Annotated in this window: 10 protein-coding genes; 6 read left to right on the forward strand and 4 right to left on the reverse strand. The window is 73.4% G+C overall.

Features of this window, described 5'->3' with window-relative positions; genetic code table 11:
- Positions 1 to 370 precede the first annotated feature (370 nt).
- The 5 genes from ABZU46_RS26565 to ABZU46_RS26585 are packed head-to-tail and all read left to right on the forward strand — an operon-like array spanning position 371 to position 7,878.
- On the forward strand, positions 371 to 2,491 hold the full coding sequence (locus ABZU46_RS26565; RefSeq protein WP_354862005.1) for a molybdopterin oxidoreductase family protein: 2,121 nt from the start codon (positions 371 to 373) through the stop codon (positions 2,489 to 2,491).
- Positions 2,488 to 3,927, forward strand: coding sequence for an FAD-dependent oxidoreductase (locus ABZU46_RS26570; protein WP_354862007.1), 1,440 nt, complete (start codon positions 2,488 to 2,490; stop codon positions 3,925 to 3,927). Before ABZU46_RS26565 ends, ABZU46_RS26570 begins: the two co-directional genes overlap by 4 nt.
- Positions 3,924 to 6,446 carry a nitrite reductase large subunit NirB gene (gene nirB / locus ABZU46_RS26575; RefSeq protein WP_354862009.1) on the forward strand — a complete coding sequence of 841 codons (2,523 nt, stop codon included), beginning with the start codon at positions 3,924 to 3,926 and terminating at the stop codon, positions 6,444 to 6,446. The genes ABZU46_RS26570 and nirB overlap by 4 nt, the downstream gene beginning before the upstream one ends.
- Positions 6,443 to 6,790: a nitrite reductase small subunit NirD gene (gene nirD / locus ABZU46_RS26580; RefSeq protein ID WP_354862010.1), complete on the forward strand. Its 348-nt coding sequence runs from the start codon at positions 6,443 to 6,445 to the stop codon at positions 6,788 to 6,790. The genes nirB and nirD overlap by 4 nt, the downstream gene beginning before the upstream one ends.
- Positions 6,790 to 7,878 (forward strand): uroporphyrinogen-III synthase, encoded by a 1,089-nt coding sequence (locus ABZU46_RS26585; protein WP_354862012.1) that lies wholly within the window; start codon positions 6,790 to 6,792, stop codon positions 7,876 to 7,878. Before nirD ends, ABZU46_RS26585 begins: the two co-directional genes overlap by 1 nt.
- Before the next feature lie 43 nt (positions 7,879 to 7,921).
- Here the strand turns inward: ABZU46_RS26585 and ABZU46_RS26590 are convergent, their stop codons facing one another.
- The 4 genes from ABZU46_RS26590 to ABZU46_RS26605 form a co-directional block, all read right to left on the reverse strand.
- Complete coding sequence (locus tag ABZU46_RS26590) at positions 7,922 to 8,548, reverse strand: ATP/GTP-binding protein (protein ID WP_354862014.1); 627 nt, start codon at positions 8,546 to 8,548, stop codon at positions 7,922 to 7,924.
- Complete coding sequence (locus ABZU46_RS26595) at positions 8,529 to 8,894, reverse strand: DUF742 domain-containing protein (RefSeq protein ID WP_007465174.1); 366 nt, start codon at positions 8,892 to 8,894, stop codon at positions 8,529 to 8,531. Before ABZU46_RS26595 ends, ABZU46_RS26590 begins: the two co-directional genes overlap by 20 nt.
- Before the next feature lie 91 nt (positions 8,895 to 8,985).
- Entirely contained in the window at positions 8,986 to 9,393 is a 408-nt protein-coding gene (locus ABZU46_RS26600; protein ID WP_007465177.1) for a roadblock/LC7 domain-containing protein, read from the reverse strand.
- On the reverse strand, positions 9,390 to 12,620 hold the full coding sequence (locus tag ABZU46_RS26605; RefSeq protein ID WP_354862016.1) for a sensor histidine kinase: 3,231 nt from the start codon (positions 12,618 to 12,620) through the stop codon (positions 9,390 to 9,392). The genes ABZU46_RS26600 and ABZU46_RS26605 overlap by 4 nt, the downstream gene beginning before the upstream one ends.
- 444 nt (positions 12,621 to 13,064) lie before the next feature.
- Here ABZU46_RS26605 and ABZU46_RS26610 point away from each other — a divergent pair, with 444 nt between their 5' ends.
- The gene (locus tag ABZU46_RS26610; protein WP_354862017.1) at positions 13,065 to 14,246 is read left to right on the forward strand and encodes an ABC transporter substrate-binding protein; all 1,182 of its coding nucleotides are present in this window, start codon (positions 13,065 to 13,067) and stop codon (positions 14,244 to 14,246) included.
- Positions 14,247 to 14,328: the final 82 nt, after the last annotated feature.

Consider the following 14,328-nt stretch of genomic DNA (forward strand, 5'->3'; position numbering starts at 1 on the left):
GGACAGTTTCCGTTACGAGCTAACGGAAACTGTCCAAGATCTCCACGGGCGAGCACTCACGGGCGGTCCCTTTCCAGATCGACAGTTAGGGGGAGCGCTGTGCCGGACAAGCCACCCGATCGGAAGCCCGAGCCGAAGCCCGAACCGGCCCCGCCGTCGTCACCGGGCGTGCCCTGGCCACGCAGGAACCATCGTTCCGCCGACCGTCCCAGGAGATGAGGCCCGGCGCCGCCGCTGGTCACGCGTCCGTCCGGGGCCGCCATCACCCGCCCGTCACGTCCGCTGCCCCTGTGCGGTGTGAGCCCCACTTGACAGGACCGAAACAGAAGAGACCCGGACCGGAAACCGCCCGGCGGCACGCTTTCGGGACATGACAGACGGTGCATGGCCGGCAACTCGACCGGGGCGTACCCCCCGGGAGGTGGCGACGCACTGCCCGTACTGCGCCCTTCAGTGCGGCATGACGCTGCGCGAGGACGACACCGGGGTGAGCGTGCTTCCCCGCCAGTTTCCCACCAACCGGGGCGGGCTCTGCCAGAAGGGCTGGACCTCCGCCGAGCTGCTCGACCACCCGGACCGGCTGACCACCCCGCTGCTGCGCGACCCGGTCAGCGGCGAGCTGCGCCCGGCGACCTGGGACGCCGCGCTGGACCGGATCGTCACCGGCCTGCGCGCCATCCAGGACAGCTCCGGTCGGGACGCGGTCGCCGTCTTCGGCGGCGGCGGGCTGACCAACGAGAAGGCGTACGCGCTGGGGAAGTTCGCCCGGGTCGCGCTGCGCACCCGCAACATCGACTACAACGGACGGTTCTGCATGTCCTCGGCGGCTGCCGCCGGGCTGCGCGCCTTCGGTGTCGACCGGGGGCTGCCGTTCCCGCTGGCCGACCTCGGCCGGGCCGACACCCTGCTGTTGGTCGGCGCCAACCCGGCGGAGACCATGCCGCCGCTGGTGCGCTGGCTCACCGAGCAGCGCCGGGGCGGCGGCCGGCTCATCGTCGTCGACCCCCGCGTCACCGCCACCGCCCGCCAGGCCGACCTGCACCTGCAACCGCTGCCCGGCACCGACCTCGCCGTGGCCAACGCGCTGCTGCACATCGCGGTCACCGAAGGGTGGGTCGACCAGGCGTACGTGGCCGAGCGGACCACCGGCTTCGACGCGGTCCGCCGCAGCGTCGCCGCCTGGTGGCCGGCCCGCGCGGAACAGCTCTCCGGCGTGCCGGTGGCCGACCTGGAGGCGACCGCCCGCGCGCTGGGCACCGGCAGCCGCGTGATCATCCTGACCGCGCGCGGCGCCGAGCAGCACGCCAAGGGCGTCGACACCGTCACCGCGTACGTCAATCTCGCTCTCGCTCTCGGCCTGCCCGGCCGCGAGGGCTCGGGGTACGGCTGCCTCACCGGCCAGGGCAACGGCCAGGGCGGGCGGGAGCACGGGCAGAAGGCCGACCAGCTCCCCGGCTACCGCAGGATCGACGACCCGGCGGCCCGGGAGCACGTCGCCGGTGTCTGGGGCGTGCCGGCCGACGACCTGCCCGGCCCGGGCGTGCCGGCCTACCAACTGCTCGACTCGCTCGGCACCCCCGACGGCCCCCGGGCGTTGCTGGTGTTCGGCTCGAACCCGGTGGTCTCCGCTCCCCGGGCCGCCCGGATCGAGGGCCGGCTGCGCGACCTCGACCTGCTGGTCGTCGCCGACCTGCTGCTCTCCGAGACGGCGGCCCTGGCCGACGTGGTGCTGCCCACCGCGCAGTGGGCCGAGGAGGACGGCACGATGACCAATCTGGAGGGCCGCGTGCTGCGTCGACGGGCGCTGCGCCCGCCTCCGCCGGGCGTCCGCACCGACCTGGCCATCCTCGCCGACCTGGCGGCGAGGTTGGGCGACGCCGGGACGGCGGCGGCGCGGTTTCCGACCGATCCGGCCACCGTGTTCGCCGAGCTGCGCCGCGCCTCCGCCGGCGGGGTCGCCGACTACGCCGGCATCGACTGGGCCCGGATCGACGAGACCGACGGTGTCTTCTGGCCCTGCCCCAGCGAGGACGGGCCGGACACGCCACGGCTCTTCGCCGACCGGTTCGGCACCCCGGACGGCCGGGCCCGGTTCCACGCCGTGGAGCACCGGCCGGCAGCCGAGGAGGTCTGCGCCACGTATCCCCTGCACTTCACCACCGGCCGGGTGCTCGCCCAGTACCAGTCCGGCACCCAGACCCGCCGGGTGGCCGCGCTGCGCCGCGCCGCGCCCGAGGCGTTCGTCGAGCTGCACCCCGACCTGGCGGCCCGGCTGGGCATCGACGACGGCGACCCGGTGCGGGTCACGTCCCGCCGAGGCGAGCTGCGCGCGCCGGCCCGCCTCAGCGCGGGGATCCGCCCGGACACGGTCTTCGCGCCGTTCCACTGGCCCGGCGCCGGCCGAGCCAACTCGGTGACGAACGACGCGGTGGACCCGATCTCCGGGATGCCCGAGTTCAAGATCTGCGCGGTCCGGGTGGAGAAGGCATGACGGCCCGAGTGGTGATCGTCGGCAACGGGATGGCCGGTGCCCGGCTCGCGGCCGAGCTGCACGCCCGCGAGGGAGACCGGAAGGTCACCGTGCTCGGGGCGGAGCCGCACCGCGCGTACAACCGGATCATGCTCTCCACGCTGCTGACCGGCCGGATCGCCGAACCGGACGTGGAGCTGACCGAGGCCGCCGGGCACGGCATCGACAGGCGCCCCGGCGTGCCGGTGACCGCGGTGGACCGGCCCGCCCGCGAGGTCCGCACCGGCGACGGCGAACGGATCTCCTACGACCACCTGGTGCTGGCCACCGGCGCGCGGGCGGTGGTGCCGCCGCTGCCCGGCCTCGACCCGACCGACCTGCCGCAGCGGGTCGTTCCCTTCCGGACCCTGGACGACTGCCGCCGGATCCTCGCCGTCGCCGACGGGGCCCGCAGCGCGATCGTGCTCGGTGGTGGGCTGCTCGGCCTGGAGGCCGCCCGCGGCCTGGCCACCCGGGGGCTCGCCACCACCGTCGTGCACCACACCGGGCACCTCATGGAACGGCAGCTCGACCCCGCGGCCGGCGCGGTGCTCGCCGGCACGCTCGCCCGGCTCGGCGTCACCATCCAGCTCGCGGTGCCGGCGACCGGAGTCGTCGCCGACGACACCGGCGTCCGCCTCGACCTGGCCGACGGCCGGTCGCTGCACGCCGACCTGCTGGTGCTCTCCTGCGGGGTACGCCCGGACACCGCCCTCGCGCAGGCCGCCGGGCTGACCGTGCGGCGCGGCGTGGTGGTGGACGACCGGCTGCGCACCAACGACCGGAGGGTCTCGGCGCTCGGCGACTGCGCCGAGCACGACGGCGCGATCACCGGGCTGGTCGCACCCGCCTGGGCCCAGGCCCGGGTGCTCGCCGACGTGCTGACCGGCACCGACCCGCTGGCCCGCTACCGACCCCGGCCGGTGGTGACCCGACTCAAGGCGGCCGGAATCGACCTGGCCGCGATGGGCGACGCGGCGGGCGGCGGGCCGGGCGAGGAGCTGACCTTCGCCGACCCGGCCCGGGGCACGTACGCCCGGCTACGGATCCACGACGAGCGGCTGATCGGCGCGATCCTGCTCGGCGACAACCCCTCGGTCGGCACGGTGATCCAGCTCTTCGACCGGGGTCACCCGGTGCCGGCCGACCGGCGGGCCCTGCTGCTGGGCCGGGCGCTGGGCGGGGCCGTCGCGGCGCCGAGCGCGTCACCGGCGCTGATGCCGGACGCGGCAGTCGTCTGCCAGTGCAACACCGTCACCAAGGGAGCGCTGGTGCGGTGCTGGCGCTCCGGCGCGCGGACGGTCGACGCGGTGGTGGCGGGGACCCGGGCCGGCACCGGATGCGGCGGATGCCGGGACGCGGTCGGCGGCATCGTCGACTGGCTGTCCGAAGCGGAATCGGTGGAGGTGACGCGATGAGCGGTCGGGACCTGGTCGTCATCGGCAACGGCATGGTGGGGCAGCGCTTCGTCGACGCGCTGCGCGCCCGTGATCCGCAGGGCCGCTGGCGGGTGACCGTGCTGGCCGAGGAGGGGCGTCCGGCGTACGACCGGGTGCGGCTCTCGGCGTACTTCGACGGGGTGAGCGAGGACGAGCTCAACGTGCACACCCCGTACGACGGTGTGCGACTGCGCCTGGGTGAGCCGGCCACCGCCATCGACCGCGCCCGGCGGGTGGTGACCACCGCCGTCGGCGAGTACGGCTACGACGCGCTGGTGCTGGCCACCGGGTCGTACCCCTTCGTGCCGCCGGTGCCCGGCGCCGACCTGCCCGGCGTGTTCGTCTACCGGACCCTGGACGACCTGGCGGCGATCCGGGCGTACGCGCGGGGCCGGCGGGTCGGCGCGGTGATCGGCGGCGGACTGCTCGGGCTGGAGGCGGCGAACGCCCTGCGCCTGCTCGGCCTGAGCACCGACGTGGTCGAGTTCGCGCCCCGGCTGATGCCGGTGCAGGTGGACCAGGCCGGTGGTGCGATGCTGCGCCGCTACGTCGAGGAGCTGGGTGTGCGTACCCACCTCGGGGTGGCCACCACCGCGATCCGGGCTGGCGCCGACGGCGCGGTCGACGCCCTGGAGCTGTCCGACGGCCGCGTGGTCGACGCCGAGCTGGTCGTGGTGGCCGCCGGCATCCGGCCCCGCGACGAGCTGGCGCGGGCCGCCGGCCTGCCGCTGGGTCCGCGCGGCGGGGTGCTCGTCGACGCGACCTGCCGCAGCGCCGACGAGCGCGTCTGGGCCGTCGGTGAGTGCGCGGCGGTCGACGGCACCTGCCACGGCCTGGTCGCCCCCGGGTACGCGACGGCCGAGGTGGTGGCCGACCGTTTGGTCGGCGGCGCGGCGACCTTCCCGGGCGCGGACACCGCCACCAAGCTGAAACTGCTCGGTGTCGACGTGGCGTCGTTCGGCGACGCGCACGGCACCACCGAGGACTGCCTGGACGTCACGTTCACCGACCCGGCCACCCGGGTGTACGCGAAACTGGTCCTCTCCGACGACGCGCACACTCTGCTGGGCGGGGTGCTGGTGGGTGACGCCAGCGCGTACCCGACGTTGCGGGCCAGTGTGGGCGGCCCGCTGCCGGCCGCTCCGCTGGCGCTGCTCGCCCCGGACGGCGGCGGCGCGGACGCCGGAGCGCTGCCCGGCACCGCCCAGGTCTGCTCCTGCAACGCGGTCACCCGCGGCGACGTGGACGACGCCATCGCGGGCGGCTGCGCGGACGTGCCGGCGTTGAAGGCGTGCACGCGGGCGGGCACGAGCTGCGGCTCCTGCGTGCCGATGCTCAAGCAGCTGCTGGACGCGGCCGGCGTGGCACAGTCCACGGCGCTGTGCGAGCACTTCGACGTGAGTCGCCGCGAGCTGTTCGAGATCGTCCGCGTCCGCGGCATCCGCACGTTCTCCCGGCTGGTCGCCGAGCACGGCCGGGGACGCGGCTGCGACATCTGCAAACCGGTGGTGGCGTCGATCCTCGCCTCGCTGGGCAACGGCCACGTGCTCGACGGGGAGCAGGCGTCGTTGCAGGACACCAACGACCACTTCCTGGCCAACCTGCAACGCGACGGCAGCTACTCGGTGGTGCCCCGCATCCCCGGCGGCGAGATCACCCCGGAGAAGCTGATCGTCATCGGCGAGGTCGCCCGGGACTTCCAGCTCTACACGAAGATCACCGGCGGGCAGCGGATCGACCTGTTCGGGGCCCGGGTGGAGCAGCTGCCGCAGATCTGGCGACGCCTGGTGGACGCCGGTTTCGAGTCCGGCCACGCGTACGGCAAGGCGCTGCGCACGGTGAAGTCCTGCGTCGGCGAGACCTGGTGCCGGTACGGGGTGCAGGATTCGGTGGGGCTGGCCGTTGCGCTGGAGCTGCGCTATCGCGGGCTGCGCGCGCCGCACAAGCTCAAGTCGGCGGTCTCCGGTTGTGCCCGGGAGTGCGCCGAGGCCCGCAGCAAGGACTTCGGCATCATCGCCACCGAGACCGGCTGGAACCTCTACGTCGGCGGCAACGGCGGCTTCCGGCCCCGCCACGCCGACCTGTTCGCCACTGATTTGTCGACAGAAGCACTGATTCGACTAATCGATAGATTTTTAATGTATTACATCCGCACCGCCGACCGGCTGCAACGCACCGCCGGGTGGATCGAGGCCATGGACGGCGGCCTGGACCACCTGCGCGCGGTGATCGTGGACGACTCGTTGGGGCTCTGCGCCGACCTGGACGCGGCGATGGCCCGACACGTGGCGTCGTACTCCGACGAGTGGCGCGACGTGCTGGACGACCCGGAGCGGCTGCGCCGCTACACCTCCTTCGTCAACGCCCCCGACGTGCCCGACCCGTCGATCACCTTCGCGCAGGAGCGCGGCCAGCCGGTGCCCGCGCGTGGTGACGGTCCGCCCGGCGGTCACCGCCGGCAGCCGGTCACCCTCGGCCTTCCGGGGGTACGGCGATGAGCCCCACCACCACGCTGACCTGGACCCCGGTGTGCCCGCTGGACCGGCTGGAGCCGAACCGGGGCGCCGCCGCCCTGGTCGACGGCGTGCAGGTCGCCCTCTTCCACACCGTGGACGGGCTGTTCGCGATCGACAACCGCGACCCGGTCTCCGGGGCGTACGTGCTGTCGCGGGGCATCGTGGGCAGCCGCGGCAGCGTGCCGACGGTCGCCTCCCCGCTGCACAAGCAGGTGTACGACCTGCGCACCGGGGAGTGCCTCGACCTGCCCGGGATGGCCGTGGCCCGGCACGACACGCGCTGCCACGACGGGATCGTCGAAGTGCGGTTGCGACGGGAGGGCTGATGCGGGAAGAACTGGCCGGCTTCACCATCGGGGTGACCGCCGACCGGCGGCGCGACGAGTTGGCCGCGCTGCTCGAACGCCGCGGCGCCCGCGTGGTGCTCGCCCCGGCGCTGCGGATCGTGCCGCTGTCCGACGACACGGAACTGCGCGAGGCGACCCGCGCCTGCCTGGACCAGCCACCCGACATCCTGATGGCCAACACCGGCATCGGGATGCGCGGCTGGCTGGAGGCGGCCGAGGGCTGGGGGCTGGCCGAACCACTGCGTTCGGTGCTCGCCAGCTCGTACGTCGTCGCCCGGGGCCCGAAGGCACGCGGCGCGATCCGCGCGGCCGGGCTGCACGACCAGTGGTCACCGGCGTCGGAGAGCTGCGACGAGGTGGTCGATCACCTGCGCCGCCGTGGCGTGGCCGGGCAGGTGATCGCCATGCAGCTGCACGGTGAGCGGCAGCCCGAGTGCACGCTCGCGCTGGAGGCGGCCGGCGCCACGGTGATCGAGGTGCCGGTCTACCGCTGGGCGCCGCCGACCGACCCGGCGCCGCTGCACCGGTTGATCGACCTGATCGCCGGCCGGCTGGTGGACGCGGTGACGTTCACCTCGGCACCGGCGGCCGAGGCGCTGCTGCGGGCCGCCGGGGACCGTACCGACGCGGTGGTGGCCGCGCTCCGCAGCGACGTGCTGGCCAGCTGCGTCGGCGCGGTGACCGCCGAGCCGTTGCTGCGCCACGGGGTGCCGGTGAGCGCGCCAGGGCGGGCCCGGCTGGGCGCGTTGGTGCGGACCATCGTCGACGAACTGCCCCGCCGGACCCTGACGTTCAAGGCCGGCGGGCACCTGCTCACCCTGCGCGGGCACGCGGCGGTGATCGACGGGGAACTACGCCCGCTGGCTCCCGCCCCCATGGCGGTGCTGCGGGCGCTGGCCCAGGCCCCCGGACGGGTGCTGTCGCGCACCGCGCTGCTGCGGACCCTCCCCCGGGGCGCCGACGAGCACGCGGTGGAGATGGCGGTGGCACGCCTGCGGGCCGGCCTGCGCGCGCCGCGCGTGGTGCAGACCGTGGTCAAGCGCGGCTACCGGCTCCGGGTCGACTGACGCGTCGTGGCCGGCCCTGGTGTGCCGGCCACGACGCGGTGGTTCAGCCGACCGGCGTGGGGAAGCCCCGACCGTGCTCGGCCTGGAGCCGGAGCATCGCGTGCTCGACCACCGTCACCAGCACCTGCTTGACCGAATCCCGGTGCCGGGCGTCGGTCATCACCAACGGCACCTGCGGCGAGATGGCCAGCGCCTCGCGGATCTCCTCCAGCTCGTACTGGGGAGCGCCGTCGAACCGGTTCAGCGCCACCACGTACGGCAGGTTGCGGTTCTCGAAGTAGTCCAGCGGGGCGAACGCGTCGGTGATCCGGCGGGTGTCCACCAGGACGGCGGCACCCACCGCACCTCGGATGATCTCGTCCCACATGAACCAGAAGCGGGTCTGACCCGGCGTACCGAACAGGTACAGGATCAGGTCCTGGGCCATGGTGATCCGGCCGAAGTCCATGGCGACCGTGGTGGTCTCCTTGCCCGGCACCTTGGACGGGTCGTCGATACCGACACCCGCGGCTGTCATCACCGCCTCGGTCGTCAGCGGCGTGATCTCGGAGATCGAGCCGACGAGGGTCGTCTTACCGACGCCGAAGCCGCCCGCGACGACGATCTTCGCGGAGACGATTCCCCGGCTCGGCCGCCCCCCAGCGGGGGGGTCATAGCCTGCGAAGTCCACTTAGCACCCTTCCAAGCAGTTCCATCCGCTCCTCGAACCCCTCGGCGGGAGCAGCAGTGTGTAACGTCAGCAGGCTCTCGGCCACCATGTCGGCGACCAGTACCCGGGCGACGCCCAGCGGCATCCGGGTGTACGCGGCGATCTCCGCCAGCGACTGTGCACGGCCCTCGCAGACGGTGGCGATGCGGTGCTTGTCGTGCCCCGCGAAACGGGACTCGGCAACCTGAGTGGGAGAGGCCGTGAGGACCGCCTCGAGGGCGATGTCCTGCCGGGGCTCGGTACGACCACGGGTGACCGCGTACGGACGCACCAGAGCGCCGCGCGGGTCAGCGCGCCGTTGGTCCATCCATGATCACCTCCTCGTCCCCAGCGGAGCCGGCCCACACCGCCTCCCATCCCTGTTCCGGCGCGCGGTCCGCGCGCCGGGTCTACCGGCGCTACGAACGCACCGCGTCCCTCGGCAGCGGCACCAGCGCGGCACCGACCCGCTCCACCAGCAGCGCCATCTCGTAGCCCACCTGGCCCACATCGCAGCTCCGCGCGGCCAGCACGGCCATCGACGAGCCGTCGCTGATCGACATGAGGAAGAGGTAACCGCTGTCCATCTCGATGACGGTCTGCAACACCCCGCCCGCGCTGAACATCCGGGCCGCGCCCTCGGTCAGGCTCACCACGCCGGAGGTGATCGCGGCGAGCTGGTCCGCCCGGTCCCCCGGCAGGTCCCGGGAGGACGCGAGCAGCAGCCCGTCGGCGGACACCGCCACCACGTGGGCGATGCCCGCCACGCTGTCGGCGAAGTTGGTGAGCAGCCAACCCATGTCCTGCATGGCAGCTGGCCTGTTCATCGGCTCTCCTTGGTCGAGGTGCTGTTCAGGTCCGTGCCGGCCGTCCGACCACGCTGTACGCCGCGGTGGTAGGCCGACAACAGGCCGCGTACTTCATCGGGGGTCCGCCGGCTGCGGTCCCGGCCACCCTTCGGTTCGATGCCACCCGGCACGAGCTGTGCCTGCGGCACCCGCTTGGGCAGACCCGAGCGGGTGGTGCCGGCGGCGGCCGGCTCGGCGGCCCGGCTGGCCAGCGACCAGCCCTCGTCGGCCGCCGTCCGCCAGGCGTCCGGGTCCGTGGCCGGCGGGGGCGTGCTCGCCGTGGCGGCGGGGGCCGCTACCGGCGCGGTCGGGACGGCCGGCGGGGTGTACGACGGCGGTGGTTTCGGCGTCGAGGCGCCACGACCGCCGGTGCTCACACCGCCACGACCGCCGGTGCTCGCACCGCCACGACCGCCGGTGCTCGCACCGCCGAATCCGTCCATGCTTCCCACGCTCTGCGCTCCGGTGCCCTCGGAACTGCCCGGGGTGCGGGTGGGCAGTGGCGGTCGGGCCGGCGCGGTCGCCGGCGCGGACGCGGTGGCCGGTTGACCGCCGTTGGCCGCCCGCAGGCCGGCGTCGGCGGGCGCGGGCGGTGTGTCGAACTGCGGCCGGGTGAAGATCGCGGTGGCGTCGTCGCCGTGCGACCGGAACCAGACCGCCTCCATCTCCCGGAAGATCGGCGCCTCGGCGGGGAACTCCGGCCGGGTGCTGACCGGTGCGGCGGGCGTCGGCGGCGTGGCCGGCGGGGCGGGCTGCACGGGCGGGGCCGACGTCGCGGGCGGCGCCGGCGGGGCGACCGCTCCGGGACCGGCGACCGGCCCGACGGGCAGCACCGGCGCGCTCCGACCGTCCGTGGTGTCGGCCGTCGAGCCGCGTCGGGGCAGCGCGTCGATGGTCGGGTACGCCACGGTCGGGCTGCCCACCGAGGTGCCCGCGCCGTTGCTGTACGCGGTTCGGGCGGGGGGGACCGGGGTGGCCGGCGCGGCGGCGGGCGGCACCGTCGGGCGGGCCCCGGTGTAGCCGCCGGCCTGCACGGCCGGGGCGGTGTCCCGCGCGTCGACCGGCGACTGCCACTGCGCGGGCGCAGGGGCGCTGGTCCGCCACTGGTCGGGCAGCGTCGCCGCCGCGGTGGTGGCCCCGGCGTACGACTCGGCGTGGTTGACCGGGGTGAGCGGCGTCTGCTCGACCGCCATCGGCTGGCGCGGACGGGTGAGCACCTGCTCGCGGCCCCGGTTGCTGGGCAGGAGCACGGTGGCGGCGGGCAGCGTCACCTGGGCGACGGTGCCGCCCTCGACGTTGCGGCGCAGCTCCACCCTGATGCCGTAGCGGGAGGCGAGCCGGCTCACCACGGCCAGACCCATCAACCGGAACGCGGCGACGTCCACGCTCGGCGGGGCGGCCAGCCGGCGGTTGAGCGAGTCGAGCTGCTCGTCGGTGAGGCCGAGCCCGCGGTCCTCGATCTGGATCAGGACGTAGTCGCGGATGCGGCGACCGTCGGCGACGACAGTCGTGTTCGGCGGCGAGAACCGGGTGGCGTTGTCCAGCAGCTCGGCGACGAGGCGTACCACGTCGTTGACGGCGTGCGCGGCCACCGAGATGTCGGTGTCGACGGTGCCGAACTCGATGCGGTTGTAGAGCTCCACCTCGGACTGCGCGGCGCGCAGCACGTCCACGACCAACGCGTCGTCGCGGCGCGGTGCGCCGGAGTCGGCGCCTGCCAGGACCAGCAGGTTCTCGTCGTTACGGCGCATTCGGGTGGCCAGGTGGTCCAACTCGAAGAGCTGGGCCAGCCGCTTCGGGTCCTCCTCGCCGCGCTCGATCGCGTCCAGCTCGCCGATCATCCGGTCGACGAGGGTCTGACTGCGGCGGGCCAGGTTGAGGAACATCGCCGAGACGCTGGTGCGCAGTGCGGCCTGCTCGGCGGCGACCCGCACCGCCTCCCGGTGGACGACGTTGAAGGCCAACGCCACCTGACCGACCTCGTCACGGCTGTTCAGCTGGATCGGGTCCCGGACCTGGCGGACGATCTCGTCCACGCCACCGTCACCCACGCTGCCCATGTTCTGCAGCCGCTGCACGGCGTCCGGCAGGTCGTGGTTGGCCACCGAGAGCGCGCCCTCGCGCAGCCGGCGCAGCGAGTGGTTCAGCGATCGAGCCAGCACCACGGCCAGCGACACCGCGATGATCAGGGTGAGCAGCACCAGGATCGACTCGACCACGGCCTGCCGGATGACGTCCGAACGCGCCTGGTCGGCCTGCTCGAGCAGCCGGTCCTGCAGTTGGGTCTCGGCCCAGCGCATCAGGTCGTTGACCGCGCCGATGGCGGCGGTGGCGTCCTGCGCGCTGACCAGCGGGCGCTGCCCGACGGAGCGGGTGATGTCGGTGGCGACCCGGTCGGAGAGGCCGACCGCGTCACCGGAGACGGTGCTGTCGACGAGGGCCCGCTGCACGGGGTCAGCGGCGAGCGAGAAGGCGACCAGTGCCTCCTGCTGGCTGGTCAGCGTGGCCACGAAGGAGGAGAACTGCTCCGGGTCGAGCTGGCCGGCGGTCAGCGCCGTGAAGGCGACCGCCTCCTCCTCGGCGACGGACGCCTTGGCGCGGGCGAACGCGGCGACCGCGCGACGGCTGTCCGACAGGCTCTCGTCGCCGGGCAGCTGGGCCAGCCCGTCGCCGTAGGCGACCAGGTCGGTGAGGATGACGCCATAGCGCAGCACCGCCTCGGCGACCGCCATCTGCCGGCGGTCCAGCACCTCCTGGCGGGTGCCGTCCAGGGTGGACAGGTGGTCGTCGATCGCCGCCAGCCGGTCCCGCAGCGCCGCCGGCACGTCGCCGATGCGGCCCCGCTCGGCGTTGTACTGGTCCACGCGCTGCTGCGTCTGGCGCACCCGCAGGTTGTACGCGTCGGCGGGCTGCTGCGGAGCGGCCAGGTAGGCCGCCGCGGCCATCCGCTCGGCCTGGAGATCCTGGGTCAGCGCGCTGACGTCGATGGAGAGCGCGGTGAGCGACCGGGCCCGGGTGGCGTCGTAGGCGCCCTCGCCCACCGAGATCAGCCGGACGGTGGCCAGCGCGATAACGGCGGCCACCGGAACGACCAGAATCAGCGCCAGCTTGGACCGGATCCGGGCGTCCCGCAGTCTCGGCAGGCGCCGGCGCGTACGCCGAACATTCTCGCCGAGCGCGGGCAGGGTCGTCGGTCCGGTGCTCACGACATCGCCTCCGTCGTTTCTTCCCCGCCTGGCCCGCCGAGCCGTGCCGTAAGCGGAGGGGACCACGTGCGGCACGGCCGCGATTTCATCAGAGAAGATCGTGTTTGGGAAGCCGCAGTGAGGCAGGAAACGGTCGGACGGCGCGGAACCCCTGATCCGGTCAACTGATACCTTCATTTCCGCAAGCCCCTGAACAGGGCATGTAACTCCAGAGTGGTCACGCGTGTATGCAAGGTGAGCTTTTGCAAACATTGTGTTACCCCAGCATGTGGGATGACCGTCCCGAAAATGCAACCGGGGTCCGCGCTTGACCACAGCGCCGGCCATTGGCAAGGTTTTGCAGGCTTCGCGCACACCGTACGGCAGAGGAGATCCCGTCCTCCACTGAGGACGGATTAGCGGCGGTGACCGGGCAGCGCCCGCGCCCGCACCTGGAGGACTGAGTTGAGCCCCATCCGCTCCGCGACCATCGCGGCGCTCGCATCGGCCGTAGTGGCCACCACGCTCACCGGCTGCCAGTTCGGTGGAGCGGAGCAGGACACGAGTCCGATCGTGATCGCTGCCGATCTCGAACTCTCCGGGGCTGCGGCCCCCGTCGGTCAGACATACCAGCGGGCCCTGAAACTCAAGGTCGAGCAGTTGAACTCCTCCGGAGCACTGAACGGCCGGAAGATCGATCTGAAGGTCAAGGACAACCGTTCCGACGCCGCCGAGTCACTGCGCAACATCGCCGAGTTCAGCAGCGATTCCCAAGTCAGCGCCATCGTCATGGGCGGCTGTAACGAATGCGCGGTCGGCGCGGTCGGGATCATCAACGACAAGCGGATTCCCACCATTGCGCTCGCCGCTTCCGGTGCGATCGCCAGCCCGGTCGCCGAGCGGCGCTACGTGTTCAAACTCGGCCCGAACGCGGCGGACAGCGCCGCGGCGCTCACCACCGAACTGCGTCGCAAGAACGTCCGCAAGGTGGGCCTGCTCGCCAGCAACGACGACTACGGCCGGGAAGGCATGCTCGCACTGCGCCGCGAACTGACCAAGGCAAGCATCAAGGTGGCCGGTGAGGAGTCGGTGAAGACCACCGACACCGAGGTCGGCCAGCAGGTCGACAAACTCACCAAGCTCAAGCCCGACGCGCTGGTCGTCTGGACACCGCCGGAGCAGGCCGCGCTGGCCGCGACCAGCGCCCAACAGGCCTCGTTCCGGGGGGCGCTGTTCTTCGACGCGGGAGCGGCCGGCGATCTCTTCCTCGGCGCCGCGGCCCGAGCCACCGAGCGGGCCACGCTGATCTTCACCCAGACCATGGTGATCGACGACGTGATCGCCACCACCCCGGCGAAGGCGGCCCGGCGGCAGTGGTTCCAGGACTACACGGCCCGCTTCGGCGGCTACAACGGAGCCTCGTCCTTCGCCGCCGACGCGATCCAGCTGATCGCCGACGCCGAACTGCGGGCCGGCGGCCCGGCCGGGAAGGTCGACCGGAACGGCATCCGCGACGTGCTGGAGACGTCCCAGATCGACGGCCTCTCCGGCCCGATCCGCATGACGCCCGACAACCACTCCGGCCTCATGCCGCAGGCGCTCACCACGCTGGTCGCGCGAAACGGGCGCTGGCGGTTGGCGGGGTAGCTCGGCTCGTCGTGTTCCAGGTTGAGGGCTGTGGCCTACCGTGCCCGGCTCCGGGCGGTCAGGCCTGATCCCTCCGCCGGGC

It is taken from the genome of Micromonospora sp. NPDC005197 (genome assembly GCF_040608295.1).
Lineage (GTDB): Bacteria > Actinomycetota > Actinomycetes > Mycobacteriales > Micromonosporaceae > Micromonospora.

Coding starts and splice junctions, on each gene's coding strand:
- nirD (WP_354862010.1), top strand. CDS start 6,443: ATGAGCCCCACCACCACGCTGACCTGGACCCCGGTGTGCCCGCTGGAC.
- ABZU46_RS26600 (WP_007465177.1), bottom strand. CDS start 9,393: ATGAACAGGCCAGCTGCCATGCAGGACATGGGTTGGCTGCTCACCAAC.
- ABZU46_RS26565 (WP_354862005.1), top strand. CDS start 371: ATGACAGACGGTGCATGGCCGGCAACTCGACCGGGGCGTACCCCCCGG.
- nirB (WP_354862009.1), top strand. CDS start 3,924: ATGAGCGGTCGGGACCTGGTCGTCATCGGCAACGGCATGGTGGGGCAG.
- ABZU46_RS26585 (WP_354862012.1), top strand. CDS start 6,790: ATGCGGGAAGAACTGGCCGGCTTCACCATCGGGGTGACCGCCGACCGG.
- ABZU46_RS26595 (WP_007465174.1), bottom strand. CDS start 8,894: ATGGACCAACGGCGCGCTGACCCGCGCGGCGCTCTGGTGCGTCCGTAC.
- ABZU46_RS26570 (WP_354862007.1), top strand. CDS start 2,488: ATGACGGCCCGAGTGGTGATCGTCGGCAACGGGATGGCCGGTGCCCGG.